The sequence below is a fragment of the Kitasatospora sp. NPDC059599 genome (assembly GCF_042735125.1).
Classification (GTDB): domain Bacteria; phylum Actinomycetota; class Actinomycetes; order Streptomycetales; family Streptomycetaceae; genus Kitasatospora.
Genome location: NZ_JBHWCL010000057.1, coordinates 1 through 13,170, shown reverse-complemented (window position 1 = coordinate 13,170; position 13,170 = coordinate 1). Strand labels below are relative to the sequence as shown.

At 71.4% G+C, this 13,170-nt stretch carries 12 protein-coding genes and 2 riboswitches; of the genes, 6 read left to right on the top strand and 6 right to left on the bottom strand.

Translation table 11 applies throughout. From position 1 onward, the window contains the following. Nucleotides 1-10: 10 nt before the first annotated feature. A riboswitch (cyclic di-AMP (ydaO/yuaA leader) is annotated at nucleotides 11-164 on the bottom strand. Nucleotides 165-500: 336 nt separating this feature from the next. The 3 genes from ACFV04_RS20890 to ACFV04_RS20880 all read right to left on the bottom strand — a co-directional run bounded on the left by ACFV04_RS20890 (nucleotide 501) and on the right by ACFV04_RS20880 (nucleotide 3,694). Further along, the gene (locus tag ACFV04_RS20890; RefSeq protein WP_360262141.1) at nucleotides 501-1,538 is read right to left on the bottom strand and encodes an NlpC/P60 family protein; all 1,038 of its coding nucleotides are present in this window, start codon (nucleotides 1,536-1,538) and stop codon (nucleotides 501-503) included. A gap of 199 nt (nucleotides 1,539-1,737) precedes the next feature. Beyond that, nucleotides 1,738-3,039, bottom strand: a complete 1,302-nt coding sequence (locus ACFV04_RS20885) for an NYN domain-containing protein (protein WP_360262181.1) — start codon at nucleotides 3,037-3,039, stop codon at nucleotides 1,738-1,740. A gap of 391 nt (nucleotides 3,040-3,430) precedes the next feature. Beyond that, nucleotides 3,431-3,694, bottom strand: a complete 264-nt coding sequence (locus ACFV04_RS20880; RefSeq protein WP_380337876.1) for a hypothetical protein — start codon at nucleotides 3,692-3,694, stop codon at nucleotides 3,431-3,433. A 201-nt stretch (nucleotides 3,695-3,895) separates the two neighbouring features. On the opposite strand from ACFV04_RS20880, the gene ACFV04_RS20875 reads away from it, so the two are divergent. Then, complete coding sequence (locus ACFV04_RS20875) at nucleotides 3,896-4,678, top strand: rhomboid family intramembrane serine protease (protein ID WP_360262139.1); 783 nt, start codon at nucleotides 3,896-3,898, stop codon at nucleotides 4,676-4,678. 41 nt (nucleotides 4,679-4,719) lie between these two features. Then, on the top strand, nucleotides 4,720-5,001 hold the full coding sequence (locus ACFV04_RS20870; protein WP_189915153.1) for an Lrp/AsnC family transcriptional regulator: 282 nt from the start codon (nucleotides 4,720-4,722) through the stop codon (nucleotides 4,999-5,001). 13 nt (nucleotides 5,002-5,014) lie between these two features. Here ACFV04_RS20870 and ACFV04_RS20865 read toward each other — a convergent pair whose 3' ends face one another. The 3 genes from ACFV04_RS20865 to ACFV04_RS20855 all read right to left on the bottom strand — a co-directional run bounded on the left by ACFV04_RS20865 (nucleotide 5,015) and on the right by ACFV04_RS20855 (nucleotide 8,330). After that, a complete protein-coding gene (locus ACFV04_RS20865) occupies nucleotides 5,015-6,403 on the bottom strand; it encodes an aminotransferase class V-fold PLP-dependent enzyme (RefSeq protein WP_380530976.1) in 1,389 nt (462 codons plus the stop codon). A gap of 51 nt (nucleotides 6,404-6,454) precedes the next feature. Beyond that, nucleotides 6,455-6,573: riboswitch (SAM riboswitch) on the bottom strand. Between the two features lie 135 nt (nucleotides 6,574-6,708). After that, nucleotides 6,709-7,785 (bottom strand): anthranilate phosphoribosyltransferase, encoded by a 1,077-nt coding sequence (gene trpD, locus ACFV04_RS20860; protein WP_360262137.1) that lies wholly within the window; start codon nucleotides 7,783-7,785, stop codon nucleotides 6,709-6,711. A gap of 119 nt (nucleotides 7,786-7,904) precedes the next feature. Continuing rightward, a complete protein-coding gene (locus tag ACFV04_RS20855; protein WP_350522543.1) occupies nucleotides 7,905-8,330 on the bottom strand; it encodes a hypothetical protein in 426 nt (141 codons plus the stop codon). Nucleotides 8,331-8,725: 395 nt separating this feature from the next. Here ACFV04_RS20855 and ACFV04_RS20850 point away from each other — a divergent pair, with 395 nt between their 5' ends. From ACFV04_RS20850 to ACFV04_RS20835, 4 genes are all read left to right on the top strand, one after another. After that, nucleotides 8,726-9,346: a heme-copper oxidase subunit III gene (locus tag ACFV04_RS20850; protein WP_360262136.1), complete on the top strand. Its 621-nt coding sequence runs from the start codon at nucleotides 8,726-8,728 to the stop codon at nucleotides 9,344-9,346. Between the two features lie 187 nt (nucleotides 9,347-9,533). After that, entirely contained in the window at nucleotides 9,534-10,343 is an 810-nt protein-coding gene (locus ACFV04_RS20845) for a c-type cytochrome (RefSeq protein ID WP_380337867.1), read from the top strand. A gap of 8 nt (nucleotides 10,344-10,351) precedes the next feature. Then, a complete protein-coding gene (locus ACFV04_RS20840; protein ID WP_380337864.1) occupies nucleotides 10,352-11,404 on the top strand; it encodes a Rieske 2Fe-2S domain-containing protein in 1,053 nt (350 codons plus the stop codon). Beyond that, on the top strand, nucleotides 11,401-13,059 hold the full coding sequence (locus ACFV04_RS20835; RefSeq protein ID WP_380530970.1) for a cytochrome bc complex cytochrome b subunit: 1,659 nt from the start codon (nucleotides 11,401-11,403) through the stop codon (nucleotides 13,057-13,059). Before ACFV04_RS20840 ends, ACFV04_RS20835 begins: the two co-directional genes overlap by 4 nt. The last annotated feature ends 111 nt before the right edge of the window (nucleotides 13,060-13,170 follow it).

Here is a 13,170-nt window from a genome sequence, read left to right as displayed (position 1 = left end):
GAAGGCGGGCTCCTTCTTCCTACGTCCGCCTACCGGGTGAGCTGACGGGTTCGGGCCGGAAGCATGCCCTACGACGCCTCACGGCCGTTCCACCGGCCGACCTGGCGCCGATTCACCCCGGAGGAACGTGGTTCCCCGGCTCCGCTGCGCAGCGCCCCCGCTTGCTGGGCTCCCCTGTCGGGCAGTCGCTTCGACCTGCCCCGCTGCCTCGCGAACTCGACGGTGACCACCGCCGCCACCCTGGCTGGGTGATCGACACTGCGGTGCTCTGGGGCATGACCCTAGTAACTGAACCGTGATCGGTTCAAATCCTTGTCAGAAAAAAGACGGAAGATTACCCAAGTTCCTTTGTGAAAATGACCGATGGTGACCATTGCCGTACGCAAGGCTGATCAGGTCTCACCCGTTGGTCGCAAAACGCTCGAAAACCTGAACACCACCCCCGACGGGGGTGGTGCGGATCACAGGGGCCGGTCGAACCTCTCCGGCGTGTCGGGCCGTCAGACCCGGCGGATCGTGTTGATCGGCATCGCGTCGGCCTTCATCACCTTCACCACGTCACCGGTGTGCGGCGCGTGGACCACCATGCCGTTGCCGATGTACATCCCGACGTGGTGCATGTCGCCGCCGTAGATGACCAGGTCGCCGGGCTGCGCCGCGGCCAGCCCGGGCACCGCGGTGCCGTAGTGGCCCTGCTCCTGCGAGGTGCGCGGCAGCGAGACGCCCGCCTGGCCGTACGCCCAGAGCATCAGCCCGGAGCAGTCGAAGGTGCTCGGCCCGGTGGCGCCCCAGACGTACGGGGAACCCTGCTTGCTCATCGCCTTGGCCACGGCCACGGCCGCGTAGCCGCTGGCCGGCGGCAGGTTGCTCAGGTCGACCCGGTCGCTGCCGCGCGAGGCCCGGTCGTCCTGCGCCTGCTGGGCCTTCAGCGCGGCGCGGTCGGCGGCGCTGAGCGAGTTCAGCAGGTCCTGGGCGGCCTGCAGCTTGGTGTTGACGTCCGCCTTGGCCTGGTTCAGGTCCTTGGTGGTGGTGTCGAGGGAGGCCAGCACGGCGGCGGCCTCGGACTTCTCCTGGTCCAGCCGGCGCTGCTGGTCCAGCAGCCCCTTGAGCGCCTCGGCCTGGCTGGCGCTGGCCTGCTGGACGGTGGAGGCCTTCTGGAGGTAGCCGGACGGGTCGGAGGAGAGCATCAACTGGACGGAGGGGTCGATGCCGTTGGTGCGGTACTGCTCGCCCGCGACCTCGGCCAGCCCGCCCTGCAGCTGGGTCATCTGCTCCTGGCCGCGGGCCACCTGGTCCTGCAGCTGGTCGGCCTGCTTGCGCAGCTGGTCGGACCGCTCCTTGGCGCCGTTGAACTTCTCCGCCGCCTGCTCCTGCTCCTCCTGGAGCTGGTCGATCTGCGCCTTGACGTCCGTCTTGTTCGGCTGCGGCGCGGCGTGGGCGGCCACCTGGGCCGAGAGGGCGACCGCGGTCGCAGCGGCAGCGGTGAGCACGGAGACCCGCGCGCGGCTCGGCTGCTTGGGACGGCGGTGGGAGGCCAAGGGACCGGCTCCTTCTTCCAACGGACTCACCCGATTGGATGAGATTCCGGAAAATAGGTTTGACGGCAGACCCTAGTGCGGATCTACCGGTTTTGCCACTCCCCCGAAGGCGTGAACTCCGTTTCCCACACCGACTTCACCGGACCCGCACACCACTGCGAAACCGGCGCTGAGCAGGCGTCATCCCGCCCGGCCCGGTTCAGGGCCGGGCCAGCCGGTTCAGCAGCAGCACCGACGCCACCGGGCGCGCGCCCGCCTTCCGCACGCCCTCCGCGACCTCCCGGTCGGCGGACACCACCACCACCGGACGGCCCTGCGGCTCCGCCCGCACCAGGCGGCGGATCAGCTCGTCCGCGGTCTCCCCCGTCCGGCTGAACCGCACCCGGACCCCGCGCGGCGGCGCCATCATCACCGGAACGTCCAGGTCCTGCCCGTCGAACACGCAGGTGACCTCCGCCTGCGTGCGCTGCGCCAGCATCGCCAGCCCGCCCAGCAGCCGGATCCGCTGCTGCTCCAGCGGCAGCGTCGGATAACCGGTCTTGGTCACGTTGTAGCCGTCCACCACCAGGTGCACCTGCGGGATCGCCAACAGCTGGTCCAGCAGCGCCGGGTCGTCCTCGGCCAGCCCCCGCCGGGCCACGTCGTGCGGGGAGGCCGCCCCCGGCACCACCGCCTCCACCAGGTCCGCCGGGCGGATCTGGGAGACCGGCAGCGCCAGCTCCCGCTGCAGCCCCTGGGCCGACTGCAGCATCGTGTCCAGCAGCAGCCGCAGCCTCATGTCCTCGACGCTGCGCCCCTCGCGGGCGGACCGGCGGCCCTGCTCGGCGGCGGTCTCCAGCTCGGAGACCCGGTGCTTGAGCCGCCGCGCCTCGGTCTCGGCGGCGCTGCGCTCGGCCGCGCCCTGGGCCTTCAGGGCCTCCAGCTCCCCGGCCACCCGGCGCGTCTCCGCCTGCGCCCGGCGGGTGTCGCTCTCCAGCGACCGCACCTTCTTGCGCAGCGACTCGGCCTCCCGCCGGACGCCCTCGGACTCCGCGCGCTGACGCTCCAGGTCCGCCCGCGCGGCGGCCCGCACCTCGGCCAGCTCCGCCTGCAGCTTCTCCACCAGCCGGGACGCCTCGGCGGCCGCGTCCTCGGCGCCGGCCCGCTCGGCCTCCTCGCCGACCTCGGCGACCAGCCGGCTCCAGCCCGCCGAACGCACCAGGTAGGCGGCGGCCGCGACGTCCATCGGATCGGCGGCGCCCGGGACGCTGCCCGACTCCAGCGCCCGCACCAGGTCCGGCTGCCCCAGCCGCAGCCGTTCCGCTATCCGCACCCGGAAGGCCGGCTCCGCCTCCAGCGCGGCCGCCAGCGCCGTGGCCGCGTACTTGGCCCGCCGCGCCGGGGTGAACTTCACGTACTGACGCAGGCTCTGCGGGAGCTCACCCGGCGGCAGGCCGCCCAGCGCGTCCGAGGCCAACCCGACCACGCGACGGCGCACCCCCTCGGGCAGCGGCCGGTCCAGCTTCTCGACGGCGCGCTCCGCGGCGGGGCCGGAGAACCCGGGGAGTTCCGAGGGGGTCGGGGAGCCGGCCGCGTCGGAGGCACCGGACGAGGCGCCCTCCGCCGCGAAGCCCTCCGCACCGCCGTGCCCGGACCCGCCGACCCCTGGCTCACCGGCTGCGGGCACGGCGCTCTCCGCCGCTCCCGTCCCGGCGTCCGGCGTCTGCGCAGCGGGCCGAAGCCCCTGCGCTTCGCCGGGCTCCTTCGCTGCGTCCACCACGTCCTCGGCTCCGATCCTGTTTCCGGCTGGGTACGGCCGCGACTGCCCCCTGTCGTCACGCTCCGTGTGTCTTGTCTGTATTGTCCCGTGCGGCGGACGGGCGCGCCGCGCACCGCCCGCCGCTCCGCGGTGATCAGCCCTGCTCGGTCGGGGCCTCCGCGCCCTCGGCACCCGGACGGGCCACCAGCTCGACCTGGTCCACGGCGTTGCACCAGCGGCAGCGCACCGACTCGACGGTCTCGCTCAGCACCTCGGTCTCCTCGACCTCGGAGTCGCCGGCCAGGTCGAAGTGCAGGAACTCCGTCACCCGCGCGGTGCGGGTCACGTCGAAGCGGGTGAGGTTGCCGCACAGGGTGCAGCGCCAGCGCGTCTCGGCGGTCAGGGCGGGGACGGTCATCGGGGGTCCTCTCGGGTGGTCCCTGCGTGGGCTAGGCGCTCCCCCCGGAGCCCCGGCGTCGGCGGCGGGAGGCGGGAATGCCCGTGCCAAGCCTATTGCCTGGGGCAACCATCGCGACCACCGGTCAGCGGAATAGCGGGGCTAGTCCACCTGCCGTAAACCGCCGTGTCACCAGCGGCGCCCGGAGGGATGCTTGGCCGCATGGCGCTCGCGGCCCCCGACCACACCGCCGAGCGGGGAGACCGGCCGGAGGCGGCCGCCCCGGCGGTCACCTACGCCCTGATCGCGGTCAACACCCTGGTCTTCCTCCTCGGCCCGGCCGCCGGGCTGAATCCGCTGTACGGCACCGGCCAGACCCGGGTCTGCGCGGAGCAGCGGTACGAGCAGCGCTGGGGCGCGGTCCCGGCCGAACTCCTGACCGGACGATCGCTGACCACCGAACAGCTCGCCGAGGCCCCCGACCCGGTCCCCGGCTGCCCGGCCGCCCCGACGCCGGGCAAGCACCCGGCGCTGTCCGCCCTCACCGGCCTCTTCCTGCACGCCGGTTGGCTGCACCTGCTCGGCAACCTGCTCTTCCTCCACGTCTTCGGCCCCACCGTCGAACGGCGGCTGGGCCGCGCCCGGTACGCCGTCTTCTACCTGGCCGTCGGCAGCCTGGCCGCGTACGGCTTCGCGCTCGCCGAGGCGCACTCGCCGGATTCCACCCGGGTCCTCATCGGCGCCTCCGGCGCGATCTCCGGCGTCCTGGGCGCCTACCTGCGCTTCCACCCGCGCGCCCGGGTGACGACCCTCGTCCCGCTGCTGTTCTTCCTGCCGCTGCGCTTCCCGGCCTGGCTGGTGCTCGGCCTCTGGTTCGCCCTGCAGTGGTGGTCGGTGCACGCGGCGGGCCCGGGGGTGGCCTACCTGGTCCACGTGATCGGCTTCTCGGCCGGGTTCCTCTACGCCTGCACCGTGGTCCGCCACCCCCCGAGACGACCCGGCTGACGCCCGATACGCTGGCGGCACCCCACAAAGGAGCCGGAACAGTGATCACCGCCATCGTCCTGATCAAGACCAGTGTCGACCGCATCCCGGAGATCGCCGAGGCCATCGCCTCCATCGAGGGCGTCAGCGAGGTCTACTCGGTGACCGGTGGGTACGACCTGGTCGCGATGGTCCGGGTGCGCCGTCACGACGACCTGGCCGAGGTCATCCCGGGCCGGCTCAACAAGGTCCCGGGCGTGGCCCACACCGAGACCCAGATCGCCTTCCGCACCTACTCCCAGCACGACCTGGAAGCGGCCTTCGCCCTCGGCCTGGACGAGTAGCGGCGCCTCCGGCTCAGCCCTCGCGGCGGCCGCGGTCGACCTGCACCGTCGCGACGCAACGCCCGCCCTCGTTGCGGTAGTTCCACGCCGCGCCGTCCGTGACCAGCTCGCGGACGGCGGTCAGGAAGCGGTCGACGTGCTCGTCCGGAGTCCCGGCTCCGAAGCTGACCCGGATCGCGTTCAGGCTGCGCTCGCCCGGCAGCGAGGGCTCCGGCGCACCGCACTCGGAGACCGGACCGGGCGCGACGTCCTCGTCCCCGAGCAGGGTGCGCACCAGCGGGTGGGCGCAGAACAGGCCGTCGCGCACGCCGATGCCGTACTCGGCGGACAGCGCGGCCGAGAAGTGCGAGCTGTTCCAGTCCCGGACGACGAAGGACAGCACGCCCACCCGCGCCGAGCCGGCGCCGAACAGGTTCAGCACCCTGACCTCGGGGATCTCCGCCAGCCCGGCCGTCAGCCGGTCGACCAGCTGCCGCTCGCGGGCCTCCAGCGCGTCGAAGCCGGCCTCGCCCAGTGCCCGGCAGGCCGAGGCGATCGCGTAGGCGCCGATGACGTTCGGCGAACCGGCCTCGTGCCGGGCCGGGCCGGTGTGCCACTCCACGGCCACCGAGCCGTCCGTCTCCCGGGCCACCGTCCGGGTCGCGCCGCCGCCGGCCAGGTACGGCTCGGCCGCGTCCAGCCAGTCCGCCCGGCCGGCCAGCACCCCGGCGCCGAACGGCGCGTAGAGCTTGTGGCCGGAGAAGGCGATCCAGTCGACGTCCAGCTCGCGCACCGAGACCCGGTGGTGCGGGGCCAGCTGGGCGGCGTCCAGCACCACCCGGGCGCCGTGCCGGTGCGCGGTCCGGGTCAGTTCGGCGACCGGCCACAGCTCGCCGGTCACGTTGGAGGCGCCGGTGACGCAGAGCAGCTTCGGGCCTTCGGGCGCCTGGGCGAGGGCGGCGTCCAGAGCGGCCACCGCCCCGGCGCGCGAGCGCGGCGCGCGCAGGTAGGTGACGTCCAGTCCGGCGTGCGCCCAGGGCAGCAGCGAGGCGTGGTGCTCGGTCTCGAAGGCGAACACCCGGGTGCCGGCCGGAACCGCGGAGGCCAGCAGGTTGAGCGAGTCGGTGGTGGCCCGGGTGAAGACCACCTGGTCGCCCTCGCGCAGGTCGAGGAACCCCGCGACGGTGCGGCGGCTCTGCTCGAAGAGGTCGGTGGACAGCTGCGAGAGGTAGCCGGCCCCGCGGTGCACGCTGCCGTAGTACGGCGCGTAGGCGGCGACGTCGTCCCACACCCGCTGGAGCGCCGGGGCGCTGGCCGCGTAGTCGAGCGCCGCGTAGCCGACCTTCTCACCGCTGGCGAGCGGGACCTGGACGTCGGCGCCGAGGACGGCGAGGGGGGCGCAGGTTTCGGTGGCGAGGGACATGAGGATGCACTCCTTCGGGGTATGGGGACCCCGGGAGTGCTAGTCGTCGGGCGTCCGCGCTTGCCGCACGGACGGTGTGCCGTGGCGACCCGGTCCTCACCCAGGGCACCCCGCCACGGACGGAGGGTTGCCGGACAGCAAGCTGGGGCTTGACGCTGTCACTCATGACCTGCCGTCGACTCTAGGGTCGCGTCCAGCGGGCGGTCAAACGGGTATCCACCATCCGGACAGCGCACGCGCCCTCCCGCCTCCGCGGACGCCGGGAGCCCGCGCCGGCGCACCGGCACGGGCTCCCGACCACCGCTTCAGCTCCGGCTGGTGGCCTCCGACCAGCGCCGCAGCAGTTCCTGCGCCGCACCCGAGTCGATGGCCTCCGCGGCCCGCGCCATGCCCGCCGCGAGCTGCTCCGCCAGCGGCGCGTCGCCCAGGTCGAGCGCGACCAGCGCCGCCGCCGTGTTCAGCAGGACGGCGTCCCGCACCGGCCCGCGCTCCCCCGCCAGCAGCCGGCGCGCGACCTCGGCGTTGAACGCCGGGTCCCCGCCGCGCAGCGTCTCGATGCCGACCAGCTCGATGCCGACCTCGCGCGGGTCGAAGGAGGTCTCGGTGACCACTCCGTCGCGCACCACCCACACCCGCGAGGTGGTGGTGATGGTCAGCTCGTCCAGTCCGTCGTCGCCGCGGAAGACCAGCGCGGTCGAACCGCGCCGGGCGAGCACCCCGGCGATCAGCCCGGCGAGCCGGGTGTCGAAGCAGCCCACCGCGTGCGAGGTGACCTTGGCCGGGTTGGTCAGCGGGCCGAGGATGTTGAAGGCGGTCGGCACCCCGAGGTCGCGCCGGGCGGTGGCGGCGTGCCGCATCGAGGGGTGGAACTTCGCCGCGAAGCAGAAGGTGAGGCCGACCTCCTCGACCACCTCGGCGATCCGCCGGGCGGGGAGGTCCAGCGCCACGCCGAGCTTCTCCAGCACGTCCGAGGACCCGGTCGACGAGGAGGCGGCCCGGTTGCCGTGCTTGACCACCCTGGCGCCGGCCGCCGCCGCGACGATCGCCGACATCGTGGAGATGTTGACGGTCTTCGCGCGGTCGCCGCCGGTGCCGACGATGTCCACCGCGGGGCCGGGGACGTCCAGCGGCTCGGCGTGCGCGTACATCGCGTCCACCAGACCGCTGACCTCGTCGACCGTCTCGCCCTTGGCCCGCAGGGCGATCATGAAGCCGGCCACCTGGGCGGGGGACGCCTCGCCGCTCATGATCCGGTCCATCGCCCACGCGGTGGAGGAGCGGTCGAGGTCCTCCCCCTTCAACAGCGCCGACAGGAGGTCCGGCCAGGAGCGGACCACCTGCGCGGGGTCGCTACCGCCGTTCGCAGGGTTCACGTTCACCATGGCTGACTCCAGCTGTTGTCGGTTCCCCCGCTCCGGGGGACGTCCGTACGGATGGAGCCAGCCTATCGAGCGGCGGGGCGCCGATGGCCCCCTCTTCTCTACTACTGAGACGGGACCGCTCAACGAGCGGCCGGAGCCCGCTTCGCCAGCCGCGCCCGCAGCAGGGTGGCGACCGCCTCGGCCAGCGCCACCGGGTCCACCGGGTGGGAGATCGCGGCGTCGGCGCGGCTCCAGGCGGCGAGCCAGGAGTCCTGCGGCCGGCCGATCAGCACCAGCACCGGCGGGCAGCCGTAGATCTCGTCCTTCAACTGCCGCCCGAGCCCCAGCCCGCCGGCCGGGACGGCCTCGCCGTCCAGCACGCAGAGGTCCACGCCGCCCTTCTCCAGTGCCTTGAGCACCGCGGGGGTGGTCGCGCACTCCAGGTAGGACAGCTCGGGAAGATCCTCGGCGGGCCGGCGGCCGAGCGCCGTCAGCACCTGCTCGCGGGTGTTGCGGTCGTCGCTGTAGACGAGAACGGTGAGCGTCTCATCGGTCGTGTACGCCATGGGCCCTGCTCCCTCAAGTGTGATCCGGACCACGTTCGCCTGATCCGGATGCTACTCCCGATCACCCTCCGCCGAGTGCCCCTCGCGCACGTTCCTCCTCAAGCCGCCGCGCCCTGGGCTCACCCGCCCGGAGGACGGCGCGTCACCCTGACCCGCCCGGTCCACCCGTACGGCCGACCCGGGCCGCTCCCCCTACCTCCCGCGGCTGCTCCGACCGTGCAGCGACGCGCCGGGCAACGGGGTCGCAGGCCGCTCCGAGGAACCGTCAGAAAAGGGACACGCCGCTGCTCAGCCCCCATCCGGGCACCCCGCCGGCCCCCAAGCGGGCATACCGCACGCACCGGACACTCCGAGGGACACCCCCCGGCGTGAAGACGGAATAAGGGACCGACATAATGTCCGTCGTGGCGACAGCAACAGCAGTAGAAACCGGGCACGCGCACGGATCGGTCAACCGGCCGAACATGGTCAGCGTCGGAACGATCGTCTGGCTCAGTTCCGAGTTGATGTTCTTCGCGGCCCTCTTCGCGATGTACTTCACGCTCCGCTCCGTCAAGGGGGCCGAGTTCTGGACCGAGAAGGCCCACGCCCTCAACGTGGCGTTCTCCTCGGTCAACACCACCGTCCTGGTGCTCTCCTCGCTCACCTGCCAGCTCGGCGTGTTCGCCGCCGAACGCGGTGACGTGAAGAAGCTCCGCATGTGGTTCATCATCACGTTCATGATGGGCGCGGTCTTCATCGGCGGCCAGGTCTACGAGTACACCGAGCTGGTCAAGAAGGACGGCCTGTCGCTGTCCTCCGACCCGTACGGCACGGTGTTCTACCTGACCACCGGCTTCCACGGCCTGCACGTGACGGGTGGTCTGATCGCCTTCCTGCTGGTCCTGGGACGGACGTACGCAGCCAAGCGCTTCACGCACGAGCAGGCCACCGCCGCGATCGTCGTGTCGTACTACTGGCACTTCGTCGACGTCGTGTGGATCGGCCTGTTCGCGACCATCTACCTGATCAAGTAACCAGCTGATCAGGTCGCTGGCCACCGGCTGCGGCCCCCGCCCTCACCGGCGACGGGCCGCTTCTGCCGGTGCCGACGCTCCCACCGACCGACCGCGCGCGCAGCCCTAGACAGGCAGCCTCGTGCCGGCCAGACCGGCCGCCGGGTGCACCCACCAGTCGACCAGATCCTGACACCGGGGTTATTCCGTGAAAAAGCTCTCCGCACGACGGCGCCACCCATTGGCGGCGCTGGTCGTCCTACTTCTCGCCCTGGCGGCAACCGGGGGGCTGTACGCCGCGTTCGCTCCCGCCGACAAGGCGCAGGCCGACGTCGCCGCGCAGTCGCTCGCGATCGATGAGGGCAAGAAGCTCTTCGCCGTCGGTTGCTCCTCCTGCCACGGCCTGAACGGCCAGGGCGGCAGTGACGGTCCGAGCCTGGTCGGCGTCGGCTCCGCCGCTGTCGACTTCCAGGTCGGCACCGGCCGCATGCCGGCCCAGCAGCCCGGCGCCCAGGTCCCCCGCAAGAAGAACATCTACACGCAGGCCGAGATCGACCAGCTCGCCGCCTTCGTCGCCTCCCTCGGTCCCGGCCCGGTGACCCCGACGGAGGAGCAGTACACCTCGACCAACCCGGAGGACATCTCCAAGGGTGGCGAGCTGTTCCGCACCAACTGCGCCCAGTGCCACAACTTCGCCGGCCAGGGCGGTGCCCTGACCAAGGGCAAGTACGCCCCGTCGCTTGAGGGCGTGGACGCGAAGCACATCTACGAGGCCATGCAGACCGGCCCGCAGAACATGCCGTCGTTCCCGGACGGCACCATGCCCGAGGAGCAGAAGAAGCAGATCGTGGCCTTCGTCCGCCACACCACCAGCGAAGAGCCCAACCCCGGTGGTCTCACGCTCGGCAGCCTCGGTCCGGTGACCGAGGGCCTGTTCGGCTGGATCTTCGGTCTTGGCACGCTCATCGCGGTCGCGATCTGGGTCGCCGCCCACACCACCAAGGCCAAGAAGTCATGAGCCACGACATGTCAGAAGAGAACCTCCCGGAGTCGCACGGCTCCGCCGGCGAGGTCGCCGAGCACGGCAACCCCTTCGCCGACCCGGGCCTGCCGGCCCACGAGCCCCGCCGCACCGACATCGACGAGCGGGCCGCCCAGCGCGCCGAGCGCCAGGTCTCGCTGATGTTCGTGATCTCGATGCTCGCCACCGTCGGCTTCATCGCCTCGTACGTGACCATCGACCCGGACAAGATCGTCTACATCTTCCCGCTGGGTCACGTCAGCGCGCTGAACTTCGCGCTGGGCCTGACCCTCGGCGTCGCGCTCTTCATGATCGGCGCGGGCGCGGTCCACTGGGCCCGCACCCTGATGTCGGACGTCGAGCTGCCGGCCGAGCGTCACCCGATCGAGGCCGACGACGAGGTCCGCGCGGACGTCATCGAGCAGTTCAAGACCGGCGCCGCCGAGTCCGGCTTCGGCCGCCGCAAGATGATCCGCAACACCCTCATCGGTTCGATGGCGCTGGTCCCGCTCTCCGGCGTGGTCCTGCTCCGCGACCTCGGCCCGCTCCCGGAGAACAAGCTCCAGGAGACCGGCTGGAAGGAGGCGACGGAGGCCAAGCCGCTGGCTCTCATCAACATGAACACCATGCTGCCGATGAAGCCCGAGGACATCTCCGTCGGCTCGCTGACCTTCGCCATGCCGGAGGGCCTCTCCACGCACGACGAGGACTTCCAGCAGCAGATCGCCAAGGACGCCCTGATGCTGGTGCGCATCGCACCGGAGGACATCAAGGACGACAAGTCCAAGGACCTGGGCTTCGAGGGCATCCTCGCCTACTCCAAGATCTGCACCCACGTCGGCTGCCCGATCAGCCTGTACGAGCAGCAGACCCACCACGCGCTCTGCCCCTGCCACCAGTCGACCTTCGACCTGGCGGACGGCGCGCGCGTCATCTTCGGCCCGGCCGGCCACCCGCTGCCGCAGCTGAAGATCACCACTGACGAGAAGGGCAACCTGGTCGCCACCGGCGACTTCGCGGAGCCCGTCGGCCCGAGCTTCTGGGAGCGTGCTCGATGAGTAGCGCGAGCAGCACCACGACCGGTGCCGCCAAGCCCTCCAGCACGCGTGACAAGCCCGCCAACAAGTGGGAAGCCGCAGCTGACTGGACGGACGGACGGCTGGGGATCTACTCCCTCGCCAAGGCCAACCTGCGGAAGATCTTCCCGGACCACTGGTCCTTCATGCTGGGCGAGATCTGCCTCTACACGTTCATCATCATCATCCTGACCGGCGTCTACCTGACGCTGTTCTTCAAGCCGTCGATGGCCGAGGTCGTCTACAACGGCTCGTACGTGCCCCTCAAGGGCATCGGGATGTCCGAGGCCTACGCCTCGACGGTGGACATCAGCTTCGAGGTCCGCGGCGGTCTGCTGATCCGCCAGATCCACCACTGGGCCGCGCTGGTCTTCGTGGCCGCGATGCTCGTGCACATGATGCGCGTGTTCTTCACCGGCGCGTTCCGCAAGCCGCGTGAGATCAACTGGGTCTTCGGCTTCCTGCTGCTGATCCTGGGCATGTTCGACGGCTTCTTCGGCTACTCGCTGCCGGACGACCTGCTGTCGGGCACCGGTATCCGCTTCATGGAAGGCGCGATCCTCGCCGTCCCGCTGGTGGGCACCTACGTCCAGATGTTCCTGTTCGGGGGCGAGTTCCCCGGCCACGACATCGTGCCGCGGTTCTTCACCATCCACGTGCTGCTGATCCCGGGCATCATGCTCGGCCTGCTGGTGGCGCACCTGATCCTGGTCTTCTACCACAAGCACACCCAGTGGGCGGGCCCGGGCAAGACCGAGAAGAACGTCGTCGGCATGCCGCTGATGCCGGTCTACATGGCCAAGGCCGGTGGCTTCTTCTTCCTGGTGTTCGGTCTGATCGCCGCCATCTCGGCGATCGCCACGATCAACCCGATCTGGGCCTACGGCCCGTACCGTCCGGACCAGGTCTCCACGGACGCCCAGCCCGACTGGTACATGGGCTTCTCCGAGGGCCTGATCCGCGTCATGCCGGGCTGGGAGATCGGCCTGTGGGGCCACACCCTGAACCTGGGTGTGTTCATCCCGCTGATGATCTTCCCGCTGGTCCTGGTCTCGATCGCGGTCTACCCGTTCATCGAGGGCTGGATCACCGGCGACAAGCGCGAGCACCACATCCTGGACCGCCCGCGCAACGCCCCGGTCCGCACCGCCCTGGGTGCCGCCTGGATCAGCCTGTACCTGGTGCTGCTGGTCGGCGGTGGCAACGACCTGTTCGCCACCCACCTGCACCTGTCGATCAACTCGATCACCTACTTCGTCCGCGTCGGCTTCTTCGCGGTCCCGGTGATCACCTTCATCGTCACCAAGCGCTGGTGCCTCGGCCTCCAGCGCCGTGACAAGGAGAAGGTGCTGCACGGCCGCGAGACGGGCGTCATCAAGCGCCTGCCGCACGGCGAGTTCGTCGAGGTGCACGCCCAGCTCCCGCAGAAGGACCTGTTCAAGCTCACCGCGCACGAGCAGAACCAGCCGGTCGAGCTGCCGGCCCAGACGGACGAGAACGGTGTGGCCAGCAAGGCCGGCGCTCTCACCCGCACCCGGGCCAAGCTCTCCCGCGGCTTCTACGGCGAGGGAAGCCAGATCCCCAAGCCGACCGCCGAGGAGCACCACGAGATCACCAGCGGCCACGGCCACCACTGATCCCGTACCCGCGCCACCCCGAGGGGCCGGGGTCCGGGGGGTGGGGCGGGGGCACGGCCCCCGGGGACGCCCCACCCGCCGCCCCCCCCCCCCCCGGGAGGGAAAAAAAAA